The 14884-nt window shown below is 38.6% G+C and carries 16 protein-coding genes, 1 pseudogene and 1 riboswitch; of the genes and pseudogenes, 1 reads left to right on the top strand and 16 read right to left on the bottom strand.

Annotation, left to right across the window (positions count from 1 at the left end; genetic code table 11):
* Positions 1-51 precede the first annotated feature (51 nt).
* Positions 52-1035, top strand: coding sequence for a M23 family metallopeptidase (locus ACZ76X_RS19905; RefSeq protein ID WP_479851462.1), 984 nt, complete (start codon positions 52-54; stop codon positions 1033-1035).
* A 36-nt stretch (positions 1036-1071) separates the two neighbouring features.
* On the opposite strand, the gene yunB is transcribed toward ACZ76X_RS19905, so the two are convergent.
* The 16 genes and pseudogenes from yunB to gcvH form a co-directional block, all read right to left on the bottom strand.
* Positions 1072-1803, bottom strand: a complete 732-nt coding sequence (gene yunB, locus ACZ76X_RS19900; RefSeq protein ID WP_479851461.1) for a sporulation protein YunB — start codon at positions 1801-1803, stop codon at positions 1072-1074.
* Between the two features lie 54 nt (positions 1804-1857).
* Positions 1858-2160 (bottom strand): YunC family protein, encoded by a 303-nt coding sequence (locus ACZ76X_RS19895; RefSeq protein ID WP_000248463.1) that lies wholly within the window; start codon positions 2158-2160, stop codon positions 1858-1860.
* Between the two features lie 65 nt (positions 2161-2225).
* Positions 2226-3617 carry a bifunctional metallophosphatase/5'-nucleotidase gene (locus tag ACZ76X_RS19890; protein ID WP_479851508.1) on the bottom strand — a complete coding sequence of 464 codons (1392 nt, stop codon included), beginning with the start codon at positions 3615-3617 and terminating at the stop codon, positions 2226-2228.
* Between the two features lie 583 nt (positions 3618-4200).
* Entirely contained in the window at positions 4201-5598 is a 1398-nt protein-coding gene (sufB, locus tag ACZ76X_RS19885) for a Fe-S cluster assembly protein SufB (protein WP_001118827.1), read from the bottom strand.
* Between the two features lie 49 nt (positions 5599-5647).
* On the bottom strand, positions 5648-6079 hold the full coding sequence (gene sufU, locus ACZ76X_RS19880) for a Fe-S cluster assembly sulfur transfer protein SufU (protein ID WP_000009523.1): 432 nt from the start codon (positions 6077-6079) through the stop codon (positions 5648-5650).
* Positions 6069-7289: a cysteine desulfurase SufS gene (gene sufS, locus ACZ76X_RS19875; RefSeq protein ID WP_001020769.1), complete on the bottom strand. Its 1221-nt coding sequence runs from the start codon at positions 7287-7289 to the stop codon at positions 6069-6071. The genes sufU and sufS overlap by 11 nt, the downstream gene beginning before the upstream one ends.
* The gene (sufD, locus tag ACZ76X_RS19870; protein WP_078418196.1) at positions 7289-8581 is read right to left on the bottom strand and encodes a Fe-S cluster assembly protein SufD; all 1293 of its coding nucleotides are present in this window, start codon (positions 8579-8581) and stop codon (positions 7289-7291) included. The genes sufS and sufD overlap by 1 nt, the downstream gene beginning before the upstream one ends.
* A 15-nt stretch (positions 8582-8596) precedes the next feature.
* Positions 8597-9382: a Fe-S cluster assembly ATPase SufC gene (gene sufC / locus ACZ76X_RS19865; RefSeq protein WP_000929160.1), complete on the bottom strand. Its 786-nt coding sequence runs from the start codon at positions 9380-9382 to the stop codon at positions 8597-8599.
* Between the two features lie 238 nt (positions 9383-9620).
* Positions 9621-9797: pseudogene (locus tag ACZ76X_RS19860) on the bottom strand (MetQ/NlpA family ABC transporter substrate-binding protein); the annotation flags it as partial.
* Complete coding sequence (gene metQ, locus ACZ76X_RS19855) at positions 9788-10600, bottom strand: methionine ABC transporter substrate-binding lipoprotein MetQ (protein WP_458466002.1); 813 nt, start codon at positions 10598-10600, stop codon at positions 9788-9790. The gene metQ and the pseudogene ACZ76X_RS19860, both read right to left, overlap by 10 nt.
* A 23-nt stretch (positions 10601-10623) precedes the next feature.
* Positions 10624-11289 (bottom strand): methionine ABC transporter permease, encoded by a 666-nt coding sequence (locus tag ACZ76X_RS19850; RefSeq protein WP_479851460.1) that lies wholly within the window; start codon positions 11287-11289, stop codon positions 10624-10626.
* Positions 11282-12307 carry a methionine ABC transporter ATP-binding protein gene (locus tag ACZ76X_RS19845; protein ID WP_098668823.1) on the bottom strand — a complete coding sequence of 342 codons (1026 nt, stop codon included), beginning with the start codon at positions 12305-12307 and terminating at the stop codon, positions 11282-11284. The genes ACZ76X_RS19850 and ACZ76X_RS19845 overlap by 8 nt, the downstream gene beginning before the upstream one ends.
* A 179-nt stretch (positions 12308-12486) precedes the next feature.
* Positions 12487-12594, bottom strand: a riboswitch (SAM riboswitch).
* 125 nt (positions 12595-12719) lie between these two features.
* A complete protein-coding gene (locus ACZ76X_RS19840; protein WP_048528307.1) occupies positions 12720-13064 on the bottom strand; it encodes a hypothetical protein in 345 nt (114 codons plus the stop codon).
* 154 nt (positions 13065-13218) lie between these two features.
* A complete protein-coding gene (locus ACZ76X_RS19835) occupies positions 13219-13527 on the bottom strand; it encodes a thioredoxin family protein (protein WP_479851459.1) in 309 nt (102 codons plus the stop codon).
* A 3-nt stretch (positions 13528-13530) separates the two neighbouring features.
* Entirely contained in the window at positions 13531-13875 is a 345-nt protein-coding gene (locus ACZ76X_RS19830; RefSeq protein WP_098668822.1) for a toprim domain-containing protein, read from the bottom strand.
* A gap of 618 nt (positions 13876-14493) precedes the next feature.
* The gene (gcvH, locus tag ACZ76X_RS19825) at positions 14494-14877 is read right to left on the bottom strand and encodes a glycine cleavage system protein GcvH (protein ID WP_000026900.1); all 384 of its coding nucleotides are present in this window, start codon (positions 14875-14877) and stop codon (positions 14494-14496) included.
* Between the last annotated feature and the right edge of the window lie 7 nt (positions 14878-14884).

The raw sequence follows: 14884 nt of genomic DNA, 5'->3' as shown, positions 1-14884 counted from the left end.
CTCCGTATATCCCACACTAAAAAGAGTGATGATGTGAAAGGAGTCTATTTCATGCTTCGAAAAATTTCTCTTTTGCTTTCGATTTGCTTTCTTCTCCACCAAAACATCGCTTACGGTGAAGATAATCAGCAAAGCATATACGAAAAGCGCATGGCACTATATAAAGAAACCGAGCAATCTTCAGGCATTCCGTGGTATTACTTAGCTGCAATGGATCAATACGAAAGAAATATACGGAGCGTAAGAAAAGATATTCCGAAAAAACCAGATGCCATCATTTCCCTTTATTTCAAACCAGAAATATGGGCTGGACCTGTTAATAGTAACGACACTCTTCCCCATACAATTTCTTTATTTGGCGGGTTAGGTTTAGATGGTGACAAAGATGGATTTGCAAATGCAAATAACGACCGTGATCTTTTGCATACAGCAGCAACAATTTTAAAGAAACAAGGAACGTCCGAAGACCGTATTAAAATCATGCTCTGGGAATATTATAGACGTGCAAAAACAGTTGAATTAATTACCGAATACGCCCAAATTTATAAACATTACGGACGTATTAATTTAGAAGGAAATGCGTTCCCTCTTCCGATTCGTAGTGACCATAGCTACCGTAGTACTTTTGGCGCTGGAAGAAGTTTTGGAGGACGAAGAGTTCATGAAGGAACTGATATTTTTGCAGGCTATGGCGTACCAGTAAGATCCACTTGCTATGGCATCATTGAAACAAAAGGCTGGAATCGCCTTGGCGGATGGCGCATCGGTATTCGCGACCTTCATAATAATTACCATTATTACGCTCATTTAGGCGGATTCTCAAAAGAAATACAGCTCGGACAAATTGTCGAGCCTGGAAAAGTAATCGGATTTGTTGGTAGCACCGGTTACGGCCCTCCCGGCACAGCTGGAAAATTCCCACCTCACTTACATTTCGGCATGTATAAAGACAATGGCTACACAGAATGGGCTTTCGATCCATACATCCATTTAAGTCTTTGGGAGCGAAAAGAACGCGCGAATACAAAACGATAACCGTAGCACATTGCTACGGTTATTTTTTATTTACAGCTAACTATCCGTTTTCTTTTTATCAGGTACAACAACACTTCCGCTTCCATAATACGTAGGTACTTCCCCTTGAACGATACGCGTTGCAATTGGAACATCTTGTTTTACCTTTATTTCCTTCGTATGAAATGGAATAATGACTTGCAACGTTACTTCCATCTCCATAATAATTTGAATCGCTGTCGTATTGATTCCGTGCGGCTCAATTTTTTGTTTAATATCCGTATTCACATGACCAATCGTCGTGAAATCAATTGGAATATCGGGTCCTATATTTCCAAGAAGCGCATTATCCGTTATGCGACCAAAAGGAACTGCCATCGTCGCCCCATTTTTTTCAGAAATACCTAGCCCCTTCAAATCACCTTGCTCTACTTGCTGTAAATATTTTTCTATGTACGTGGTCGTTGACGTTACGATTTCATTTACTTGCTTCGTATTTAAATTAATTGTGGATACTTTTCCGTTTTTATCATTTTGTACTTTCATTAATGAATCGACATCGAACCCTTCATTAATTCTGTCCTTTACCGCCTTCGTCATAACCGCTGTCGCCATCTTATGTGTCTCTACTTCTCCATATTTCATTAATGTCGGCTGAATACTACTATTCACAATCCATAATCCTTGCACAAGTAATATGATAAAAAGAATAAACGACATAAGCAGTATGTGCCGAAAGGAAATAGGCCCCCTTCGAAACCGCGAATTTTTCGAACTAAATATACTCATAAAAAACCCTCCTTCTTATATCATTTCTATGCAAGAAGGAGGGGCGATATATGCTTATCTCATTTTTAATAATGCTTCTTTTCCGATTGTGCCAGCCGTAATACCTAAAGCTTCGGCTTCAATCGTTACTGATTCTAGCGGTGCTTCAAGAAGTTGTTCAATCGTTCTTACACCAACCGCGCGGCCAGCAATAATTCCTCGATCCCCTAACTTCTCATTTAAAAGACCTACATCTAATGCACCGCACATAATATATCCTTTATCGCTCATTACAGCTAGCAAATTTGTCTTTGGAAGTTTGACGCTAACCGCAATAAACGTATAATTATCGATTATAATTGGCTCCACATTAACCATAGTTCACACTCCTCTCTTTCTTATCTGTATGACAAGAGAAAAATGAGTGTTACAAGTTAACTAGCCTATAGTTTGACGGAAGATGTATGAGTTATTAACATGTCTGTTAACACATCTCTAAGTAGTTCTGGCATATAATATTGTTTGTCAGAAAGTGTGGATAGCTCTGGGTATAAGTAGCCGAATGTAAACATATCAATCGTTCCTACTGTATATATGCGATCTAATTCCAGCGATTCCCCGTTAATTAATACATCTTCGAGTAAAATTTTATTCCCAGGAATCGTATCTGGAATGACTTCTACACCAGCGTAAATCATTTTCCCCATCACTTTTCCGCGAAATCCGAATCCTTTTACCTCAAGGTTCTCCATATTCGGGCGACGTGCTTTCAAAATAACTTCTCGTAACGTTTTCCCCGGCACTTTTAATAAACATGGATTAATGGGATGTGGACAAATTCTGTGAATATCTCCGCGCGTCACAACACCTTCTTCTAATCCTTCAAGAAGTACACCCGCGTTCACCATTCCAATCTCTGCACCGCACCACGTTTTCAGCGCATTTGCTAACATGTGCGAAAATGCTGTCTCCTGAAACCAATCGACTGGTAATGATTCCTTTACATGAACGACAGGCTCTGCCATAATCTGTTTACTTTCTTCCTGCAGCAATTCAATTGTGGATAACGGTTTGCTATAAGCACCTAAACGTTCTGTCTTAATTGCCCTACCGTCCTTTTTCAACAGCTTCTTCGTCTCTTTATCCACAGTAAGCTGAACGTGCCCAACGTAACGTCCCCACTTTTCACAACAACAAAGTAGCGTATTATTCATAAGAACGCCTCGCTCGAATAAATGATGCGTATGCGCTCCTAAAATAACATCTACATCATAATGCTCCGCCATATACTCATCCATGCTTTTTCCAAGGTGAGAAAGGACAACTGTAATATGAGCCTCATCTCGCACTTCTTCTAAAATAGACTCTAAATGGATAAGCGGATCTTCAATATGCCAATCGAGCATATGATAAAACTCCGGATAAGCTACCGTTAATCCGATAAAAGCAATCGTAATCCCATCTGTCGTTGTATGTAATTTATAAGGCTTTGCCCAATCTGGACGTACACCTTCTTTTTCAAATAAATTCGCGACGAGCACCTCAAATCCAGCATCATCATATAGACGATTCAAATGCTCCTTCGCTAACGTAATTCCTTCATTATTTCCGATCGTTACATAATCATATAACGCCTCATTCAAAAGCTTCGTATTGCCAAGTCCATTCGTCGCTTCCGAAATACTATGAAAACGATCCACATGATCGCCGATATCAACCGTCAAGACGGTCTCTCCCGCTTCCTGTCTTCGCTTTTTCTCCCCTTGTACAAACCGAGAAATTTGCGGCCAATTTTCAAAATGACTATGTATATCGTTTGTATGATAAAGATGGATGATTGTTTCCTTATTTATATTCAGAGAAAAAACCTCCCCTCAGTTCCTTACTGCCATTTACGCTATGCGTACGCAATAATCCTGTAAATACTTTTCGTCTTTTCTTGCTATTTTACATTGTACTCGCATTATGGGAAAAAGCAAAAGATTGCCCTTTTTAATATGAAAACTTTATTTTCTAGTTTGTGGATTAGTTGGTAAAGGGGGGATTTGTCAGAAAGTTTGTTGAGTGGTTTTGCGAGTATTTTGGTGGATTTCCCCCATGGGTTTGTCAGTATCTTAGCATCAACTACTTCAATTCGGTGCTTTATGAATAGGTGCTCCTCTTTCCTCTAAATATTGAGGGGTATATGCCCAGTTCTGCTATGTCGTAATTTGTTGATAAGTCGATATTCCTTGTCGAATCGTCGATATATTGAAATAATCGCTGATATATTCTGAGTTGTGGTCGATATATTTGAAAAACCGCTGATATATTTAACTGAACACCCACCTGGGTATCTCAACCTGCCCTAAACTGATTCCAACCAAGCACAACATAAAAAAGCGCCCTGCACAGCAGGGCGCTTTCTTCATACTTATATTAACCGATAGAACCTTCCATCTCAAACTTGATTAGACGGTTCATTTCAACTGCGTATTCCATTGGAAGTTCGCGAGTGAATGGCTCGATGAAGCCCATTACGATCATTTCTGTAGCTTCTTGCTCAGAAATACCGCGGCTCATTAGGTAGAATAATTGTTCTTCTGATACTTTTGATACTTTCGCTTCGTGCTCAAGTGAAACGTAATCGTTTTTGATTTCGTTATAAGGAATTGTATCAGATGTAGATTGGTTATCCATGATTAACGTGTCACACTCGATGTTAGAGCGAGAGTTTTTCGCTTTTGGTCCGAAGTGTACGATACCACGGTAAGTTACTTTACCACCATGCTTCGCAATCGATTTAGAAACGATTGTTGAAGACGTGTTTGGTGCTAAGTGAATCATTTTCGCACCAGCATCTTGGTGTTGGCCTTTACCAGCAATCGCGATAGATAATGTTAAACCACGAGCGCCTTCGCCTTTTAAGATAACTGCTGGGTATTTCATCGTTAATTTAGATCCGATGTTACCGTCAATCCATTCCATCGTTGCGTTTTCTTCACAAACCGCACGTTTTGTAACTAGGTTGTATACGTTGTTCGCCCAGTTTTGGATTGTTGTATAACGGCAATATGCATCTTTCTTAATGATGATTTCTACTACCGCACTGTGAAGTGAGTTAGTCGTGTAAACAGGTGCTGTACAACCTTCTACGTAGTGTACATGTGCGCCTTCGTCTACGATGATAAGCGTACGCTCGAATTGTCCCATATTTTCAGAGTTAATACGGAAATACGCTTGAAGTGGTGTATCAACTTTCACACCTTTTGGAACGTAGATGAATGATCCACCAGACCAAACTGCAGAGTTTAATGCAGAGAATTTGTTGTCTGTCGGTGGGATTACTTTTCCGAAATGCTCACGGAAAATATCTTCATTCTCTTTTAATGCGCTATCTGTATCTTTGAAGACGATTCCTAGAGCTTCTAGGTCTTCTTTCATGTTGTGGTATACAACTTCAGATTCGTACTGTGCAGATACACCAGCTAAATATTTTTGCTCAGCTTCTGGAATACCTAATTTATCAAATGTCGCTTTAATTTCATCAGGTACTTCATCCCAAGACTTCTCAGATTTCTCAGATGGTTTTACGTAGTACGTAATTTCATCGAAATCTAAGTCGTTTAAGTCGCCGCCCCATTGTGGCATTGGCATTTCATAGAACTTATCCAGTGATTTTAAACGGAAGTCTAACATCCACTGTGGTTCTTCTTTCATACGTGAAATCTCTTCAACGATCTCTTTTGTTAAACCGCGTCCAGCACGGAAAATCGAAACGTCTTTGTCTTTGAAACCATATTTATAATCGCCGATATCTGGCAGTTGCTTCGCCATGTTGGTGTGTCCCTCCTTAGATAACCTCGTTTTTAGGAACCTTTAAACATTACTTATCTTCGTTTAAGCCCTTTTCTAACGCTTTCCACGCTAATGTTGCACATTTAATACGTGCAGGGAACTTGCATACGCCTTGTAATGCTTCAATATCTCCTAAATCGATGCTGTCATCGTACTCTTTTCCTAGCATCATGTCAGAGAAAATTTTAGAAAGCTGAAGTGCCTCTTCAATTTTCTTACCTTTTACTGCTTGTGTCATCATGGAAGCTGAAGACATTGAGATAGAACATCCTTCTCCTTCAAACTTCGCTTCTTGCACAATACCTTCTTCTACTTTCATCGTAAGTTGAATACGATCGCCACAAGTTGGATTGTTCAAGTTTACTGTAACACTATCTTCTAACACGCCATGGTTACGAGGATTTTTGTAATGATCCATAATAACTTGACGATATAACGTATCTAAATTATTAAATGACATTTGTGAAATACTCCTTTGTCTTGATTAGCGATTCAACAAATGTATCAATTTCTTCTTTTGTATTATATAAATAGAAGCTCGCACGTGCTGTTGAAGAAGCTTTTAGCCACTTCATAAGCGGTTGTGCACAGTGGTGTCCTGCGCGAACCGCAATACCTTCTACATCTAATACTGTCGCTACATCGTGAGGATGTACGTCTTCAATATTAAATGTAACAAGACCAGCGCGATGCTTTGGACCATAAATTGTAACGCCATCTACTTCTGATAGTCTTTCTAAAGCGTATTGCGCTAATTCATGCTCATGCTTTTCAATATTATGAAGACCGATTTCTTCTAGGAAATCAATTGCCGCACCAAGTCCGATTGCATTACCGATAATCGGTGTACCTGCTTCAAACTTCCACGGAAGCTCTTTCCACGTAGATTCTTGTAAATCTACGAAATCAATCATTTCACCGCCAAATTCAATTGGCTCCATATTGTTTAGCAATTCTTTCTTACCATATAATACGCCGATACCTGTAGGTCCACACATCTTATGAGCAGATAATGCGTAGAAATCACAGTTTAAATCTTGTACATCTACTTTCATATGAGGTGTACTTTGTGCACCGTCAACGACCATAATTGCGCCATTTTCATGTGCGATTGCTCCGATTTCTTTTACAGGGTTAATCGTTCCAAGCACGTTTGATACTTGCATAATAGAAACGATTTTCGTATTCGGTGTAACTGTTTGACGAACATCTTCTAAAGAAATTGTACCGTCTGGTTGAAGCGGAAGGTATTTTAAAGTTGCACCAGTTTTCTTCGCAACTTGTTGCCACGGAATGATGTTACTATGGTGCTCCATGTAAGAAATAACGATTTCATCGCCTTCCTTTACATTTTCAAGACCATAGCTAGCCGCTACTGTATTTAATGCAGTTGTCGTTCCGCGCGTGAAAATAATCTCTTCCATTGATTTCGCGTTAATAAACTTACGAACTTTCTCGCGTGCGCCTTCATACGCGTCGGTAGCTTTCGTACCGAGCGTATGAACACCGCGATGCACGTTAGAATTATATTCTTTATAGTAACGTTCTAACGTTTCAATGACTTGAATTGGTTTTTGAGAAGTTGCTGCACTATCGAAATAAACAAGTTGTTTGCCGTTCACTTTTTGATCAAGAATTGGAAACTGTTTGCGTATTTCATGAATATTCATTAGCGAACTTTCCTTTCAATTACCTCAACAAGCTGTGCCTTTACTCCTTCAATTGGAAGCTCATTAACTACAGGTGCTAAGAATCCATGGATGACTAAACGTTCTGCTTCGCGTTTTGGAATACCACGGCTCATCAAGTAGTATAGTTGGACTGGATCTACGCGACCTACTGAAGCTGCGTGACCTGCCATTACATCATCTTCGTCGATTAGAAGAATTGGGTTTGCATCCCCACGAGCTTTTTCATCTAACATAAGAACGCGAGAAGATTGTTGTGCATTTGATTTAGATGCACCGTGTTCAATCTTACCAATTCCGTTAAAGATAGATGTTGCGCTATCTTTTTGTACACCGTGTTTTAAAATCCAACCTTCAGAGTGCTTACCGAAGTGAACAACTTTAGTTGTAAAGTTTTGTGTTTGGTTACCACGGCCAATTGTTACTGTTTTCGTATCAGCATATGAACCGTCGCCCATTAAGTTTGTAACGTTCTCTGAGATTGTGTTTCCGTCATTCATAAGGCCTAGAGCCCAATCAATGCGACCGTCGCGTCCTACTGTGCCGCGGCGGTTAACGTAAGTTGTTACGTCTTTCGCTAATAGATCAACCGCACCGAATTTCACTTGTGCGCCTTGTTCCACGATTACTTCTGCTACGATATTTGCAATACCTTTAGCATTTTCATTTGCAACGTAGTTTTCTACATAAGTTGCAGTACTGTTCGCATCAGCTACGAATAATACGTGGTTATATACGTTAGCTTCTTCGCCGTCTACTAAGAATACAGCTTGAAGTGGAGTTTCAAGAACAACGTTTTTCGGAACATATACGAATGCACCGCCGTTGATTAATGCAGCATGAAGTGCAGTTAGACGATGCTCGTCTACTTTCACGCCGTCTTTCATTAAGTACTTTTGTACTAGCTCAGCGTGCTCAGTTGCAGCTGTTACGATGTCTGTAAAAATAACACCTTTTTCTTTTGCTTCGTCTGCTAAAGAAACGAATGCAGTTGTACCAGTGCGTTGTACTAATACGCTGTTGTTTTCATCGATTAAGTTTTTCACTGCTTCTGGAAGCTCTGTTAAAGAACTTACAGGCTCTTGCTTAGCAGCGTCGCCTTTTCCGATAAAGTCCCATTTTTCAATTTTCGTTTTATCAGGCGTTGGCATTGGAAGTTCAGTTGCTTGTGCAAGAGCTTGTAAGCGGAACTCAGTCAACCAAGCAGCTTCGTTTACTTCGCTTGCGCGTTGACGGATTGTTTCTTGATCGAAAGGTAATGTACCGATTGTCATGTTTATGCTCCTCTCTTACGCTTCTTGCTCTGTTGTTTCGTCTTCAATACCTAATTCTTTTTTAATCCAGTCGTAACCTTCAGCTTCTAGACGTTGTGCAAGCTCAGGGCCACCAGATTTAACGATACGACCGTTCATCATAACGTGAACGAAGTCTGGAGTGATGTAGTTTAATAAACGTTGGTAATGCGTAATCATTAGGCAACCGAACTCTTCGCCGCGCATTTCGTTAATACCTTTAGATACAACTTTTAATGCATCGATATCAAGACCTGAGTCGATTTCGTCTAAGATTGCGATTTTTGGCTCAATCATCATTAATTGAAGAATTTCGTTACGTTTTTTCTCTCCACCAGAGAAACCTTCGTTTAAGTAACGTTGTGCCATTTCTGGATCCATTTCTAGGAATTCCATGTTTTTATCTAATGTACGGATAAATTTCATAAGAGAAATTTCATCGCCTTCTTCACGACGTGCATTAATTGCAGAACGTAAGAAGTCAGCGTTTGTTACTCCGCTAATTTCACTTGGATATTGCATTGCTAGGAATAGACCTGCTTGCGCGCGCTCGTCTACTTCCATTTCTAATACATCTTCACCGTCGATGATGATGCTACCTTCTGTTACTTCATACTTTGGGTGACCCATAATTGCAGAAGATAAAGTTGATTTACCTGTTCCGTTAGGTCCCATAATTGCGTGGATTTCTCCACCTTTTACTTCAAGGTTTACACCTTTTAAAATTTCTTTGCCATCAATTGATACGTGTAAGTCTTTAACCGTTAATGTAGAACCAGCCATCTCAATACCTCCATTAATCCTATATATACATTTTAAAAATTCCTAAAACGTTCATATTCTCATTTTATTCTCATTCTAATTTTATATCAAATAAAATGATATCGCAAACGACGAAAAAAAGTAACAATTTTTTCACAAATGTATATAAGTATTTCACTTGCATCCTTATATGATACACCTTTCTTCTTATTTATATAAAGAAAAAAGGACTGGGAAATTACCAGTCCTTTCCTTATACTTATTCAGTTACCGGAAGTACAGCACCTTTATATTCTTTAGTAATAAAGTCTTGAATTTCTTTTCAATGTAGTACTTCTACTAGCTCTTTCATTTCTTTTTTCTTCTCGTCACCTTTACGAACTGCAGTAATATTTGCGTACAGAGAGTCAGATCCTTCAATCGCAATTATTCTTTTATAGGAACAACCGCTCCTTTATATTCTTTAGTAATAAAGTCTTCGATTTCTTTAGAATGTAATACTTCTACAAGCTCTTTAATCGCCTTTTTATCTTTATCACCTTTACGAACCACTACTACGTTTGCATATGGAGAATCATCACCTTCAATTGCAATTGCATCTTTTTCTGGGTTTAATTTCGCATCAATTGCATAGTTTGAATTAATTAAAACAGCGTCGCCTTCTTTATTGTTATACACTTGTGGTAACAAACCAGGCTCAATATCCGTTTTGAACTTTAAGTTTTTCGGATTATCTGCAATATCTTTTGGAGTTGCACTAACTGGATCTACTCCGTCTTTAATTTTTAAAATGCCTTCTTTTTGTAAAATTGCTAAACCACGTCCATGGTCAGTAACGGAATTACTCATAATAATTGTCGCCCCGTCTGGAAGTTCTTTTAAGCTCTTATATTTTTGAGAGTATACACCAATTGGTTCAATATGAATTTTCCCTGCTATTTCAAAATCATATTTTTTATCTTTCATTTCTTTTTCTAAATACGGAATGTGCTGGAAGTAGTTTGCATCTAAATCCTTATCCGCTAACGATTTATTTGGCAACACGTAATCTTGGAATTTTTTCACTTCTAATTCAATTCCTTTTTTCTCAAGTAACGGCTTTGCCTTTTCTAAAATTTCAGCGTGCGGTACGTTAGAAGCCCCCACAACTAATTTCTTTTCATCTTTATCTTTCCCGCCACAAGCAGCTAACCCAAAAATTGAAGTTGAAATAAGTGCTGTAAGTAATAATTTTTTCATTTGAAACATCCTCCCGTTTTTTATTATCGTTTATCTATTCGAACCGTTACACGATCACCAATCCACTGAATGAAAAATACAACTAGTAATACACAAATTGTAGCAACGATTGTTACATCGTTATTTCCTCGTTGGAATCCTTCTAAATATGCAAGTGTTCCAAGGCCACCAGCACCAACAACTCCCGCCATTGCTGTATAGCCTACTAAAGCAATTGTCGTAACCGTAATACCAGATACTAATGCCGGTAACGATTCTGGAATTAATACTTTCAAAATAATTGTGCTTGTTTTTGCTCCCATTGCTTTTGAAGCTTCAATTACACCTTTATCAATTTCGCGAAGTGCGATTTCAACCATTCTCGCGTAAAATGGTGCTGCTCCAATAATTAAAGCTGGCAATGCTGCACTCGCTCCAAGAATTGTTCCAAGCAAAACCTTTGTGAATGGGATTAATAAAATGATTAAAATGATGAATGGTATGGAACGGAAAATGTTTACGAACGCTCCAATCGCTGTGTTAACCGTCTTGTTTTCCCATAAATTATCTTTTGCTGTCATAAAGAGTAACAATCCTAAAATGAGTCCTAAAACAAATGTGGCAAGAGCTGCGATTGCCGTCATATATAACGTTTCACCAGTTGCTTCTAACATTTGATTCCAATCGACATTTGTGAGTAACTTATCCATGTGCAATCACCTCCAGCTCTACTTGATCTTGATGTATTCCCTCTATTGCTTGCTGAATCGCTGTTTCCTCACCATTTAAATGAACAACTAAACTACCGTAAGAACCGTCATTCGTTTGTGCGATATTTCCTTGCAAAATGCTAACTTCTATATCACTGCGTTGCATTAATCTTTGAAGTACTGGTCTTTCTACAGCTTCACCGATAAACTGCAAACGAACTACTTTACCATCTGGATATTTTTCAATTAAACTTTCAATCGTTTCATTTGTATCTTCAGAATCTGTTAATTGCTTTACAAATCGTTTTGTAATATCTTGCTGTGGATTACGGAATACATCAAGTACGGGACCCGTTTCTACAATCTTTCCTTTTTCCATTACCGCCACTCGATTACAAATCTTTCGAATCACGTGCATCTCATGTGTAATGAGTACAATTGTTAAACCGAGACGCTTATTAATATCTAATAATAAATCTAAAATTTGATCTGTCGTTTCTGGATCAAGAGCTGACGTCGCTTCATCACATAAAAGCACTTGCGGATTGTTAGCTAATGCTCTTGCAATACCAACACGTTGCTTTTGTCCTCCGCTCAGTTGAGATGGATACGCATCTCCTCTTCCTTCTAATCCAACAAGATGAATTAACTCATCCACGCGTTTTCTTCTCTTCGCCTTATCAACACCTGCAATCTCAAGCGGAAACTCGATATTTTCGCGTACAGTTCTTGACCAAAGTAAGTTGAAATGCTGAAAAATCATTCCGATTTCTTGCCTTGCCTTACGAAGTTCACTTCCTGTAATGGCTGAAATGACGCGATTTGCAATTGTAATTTGGCCAGAAGTTGGTTTCTCCAACTGATTGAATAATCTAATTAAAGAACTTTTCCCAGCACCACTATATCCGATAACACCAAAGATTTCACCTTTGTCTATTTTTAAATTGGCGTTATCTACAGCAGTAACATCACCGCTTTTTGCTTTATATATTTTCTTTACATTCTCTAATAGAATCATGGTGTATCACCCCTTTTTTGTTTGGATCGACTCCGCAATTTTTTATGTTTAATGCGTGTAGTCCACCGGTATCACTACTTGTATTATTTGAATGTCCTCCACATTCAAACAACAAAAAAACCTTTCCGCTTTAGAGAAGCAGAAAGGTTTATATGCGTATATAACAACATTATCCCTCTCTCTCATCTCTCAAAGCATTTGCTTTGCAGGAATTGGCACCATTTCAACATAAGTTGACGGTTGCCGGGCTTCACAGGGCACAGTCCCTCCACCTCTCTTGATAAGAGAAATCAGATTACATTTTCGTCTGATTTGTAATTTATGAAATTGTCTATATTTTATGAATTGAATTGTATCAATATCCACACACCATGTCAACAGAAATTTTCGCAAAAAATGAAACTTCAGAATTTTAAGCCCCTACTGACATCGGTTTACATATGTGAAACATCGATTCGACTAATAGCATCGTTCGATATGTTCCCGAATATTGTACACGTCCATCATTCATTAACATTTGCAATCGTACATTGCCGTTTACCAATTGTTTTACATCTTCTTCATCTACACAAACGATTTGCTCCGTCCCTATTTCCTCATGTAGCAGTTCTATATAATCTCTTGAAATTTGTAACGAACAACTTTCATCTCCAAAGCGGAAATTAACAGTTTTTTCTCCTTGTCTTAAAAGCGGTTCTAAATGATATTGACCATTAGCGTAATTTACAAATGATTGCAGCAAAGAATATAATTTCACCTTAAATCACATCCTTCATATCACTTTCTATTACACATACCATTCCCTCTCACTAAAGAGCAATCCTGTTACTTTCGCTCGACAAATACTGTAACCACCCTGCATCTCGACATATTTCCCAAGAAATATGTCGAGGCGGCAAAAACTTTGCCGCCTACTTTAATTCCGTATATAAATATTCAACCGAATGAAATGCATATATCTTCTTCATGAGTGTCCCATTTTCAAAAACAAGTAAACACGGCACACTTTCGATTCCATACTCTTTCGCTACATGCGGAGCATAATTTAAATCTAACATTCCAATTTTCAAATCTTCAATTGTCATCTCAACGACAGTTAACATCTTTTTTGCTAATTGGCATGTTCCACACATTGGAGTATATACATATAACACTGTTTTTTCTTCGTTCTCTATTAGGGCTGTTGCTTCGGCTCCTGTCCAGTCAATCACTTCTATCATTCCTTACCGTAAATATTCTGTATAAACGTCAATGTCAGCTCCCCATAATACATTTGCTAAGTGTGAAGATGGCGCAGTTGCCACTTCTCGGTACGAGCGATCAATATAAATATGCTCTGCTTGCGGAAATTCTTTTCGAAATTGTTTCCTTAACTTTTCTCCAGCATCATCAGCATCCACAAGTACATACACTTCTTTATCAAAAAACTGATCAACGAGCTCATCCATTTTCGCCAAACCAATTGTACCATTTGTACAAACAATTTCCACCGGTTCCCGAATAATAGATTCAATCTTTCTTCTATCTGATGTACCTTCTACAATAATGACTTTTTCTACATAAATCATATGTCATCACCCGATCACCATATACTATACAACCTTTAACTTAGTATATAGTATATTCGTTATTTTCATGTTGTTTCCTGTTTATTTTTGCAAAAGAAAAGCGGAAGTGGCTCGTTCAGAACAAGAGGACATTGGAACTCCTGAACTAGAGGCGCCTTTTGCCTCAAGTGAAGGAGTGAAATGACCGACTGTTCTAGCCACTGGAGCTAGATCCTAAAGAAAAGCGCAAGCGGCTCGTTCAGATTGTGAGAGGGATGGAGCTTCTGACGTAAAGGCGCTTTTTGCCTTGCAGGAAGAAGCGAAGCCATCGAACAATCTAGCCGTGGAGCTGGACAATAAAAAAAGCGGAACCGACTGTTTAGCCCTGTTGGCTAAGGTTCTTTCGCACAGAAGATGCTTTTTGTCTTCTCGTGCGGAAGGTTCTTAGACATGAAGGACTAGGAGGTGGAGCTGGACAATGAAAAGCGGAACTGACTGTTTAGATTACGAAGCTCCATGAAACCTTACTAAAAACGTTCATTCCCATAATAGCTTATTCATTTACACTCGATTTTAAATATATTATGTAACACAAAATAAAAAAGGACAGCACAAAGGCTGTCCTTTAGTCGACTATAATTAGTCTTGGTTTGTCATTTCTGCATATTTTTCAGCAGTTAATAACTTCTCAACTTGGCTTGCATCAGAAAGTTCAACTTTAACCATCCATGCACCCTCGTATGGAGATTCGTTAACAAGTTCTGGTTGGTCACTTAATTCTTCGTTTACTGCTACAACTTTACCGCTTACAGGTGCATATAACTCAGAAACTGTTTTAACAGATTCTACGCTTCCGAATGGCTCGTCAGCTTCGATTGTTGCACCTACTTCAGGAAGTTCAACGAATACGATATCGCCTAGCTCACTTTGTGCAAAGTGAGTAATACCGATAACAACTTCATTACCTTCAGTTTTTACCCATTCGTGTTCTTCAGAGTAACGTAAATTATTTGGAATGCTCATGACTGTA

Source organism: Bacillus sp. BC05(2025), assembly GCF_056725905.1.
The sequence above is the reverse complement of the archived record's forward strand: the minus strand, read 5'-3'. Positions and strand labels throughout refer to the sequence as shown.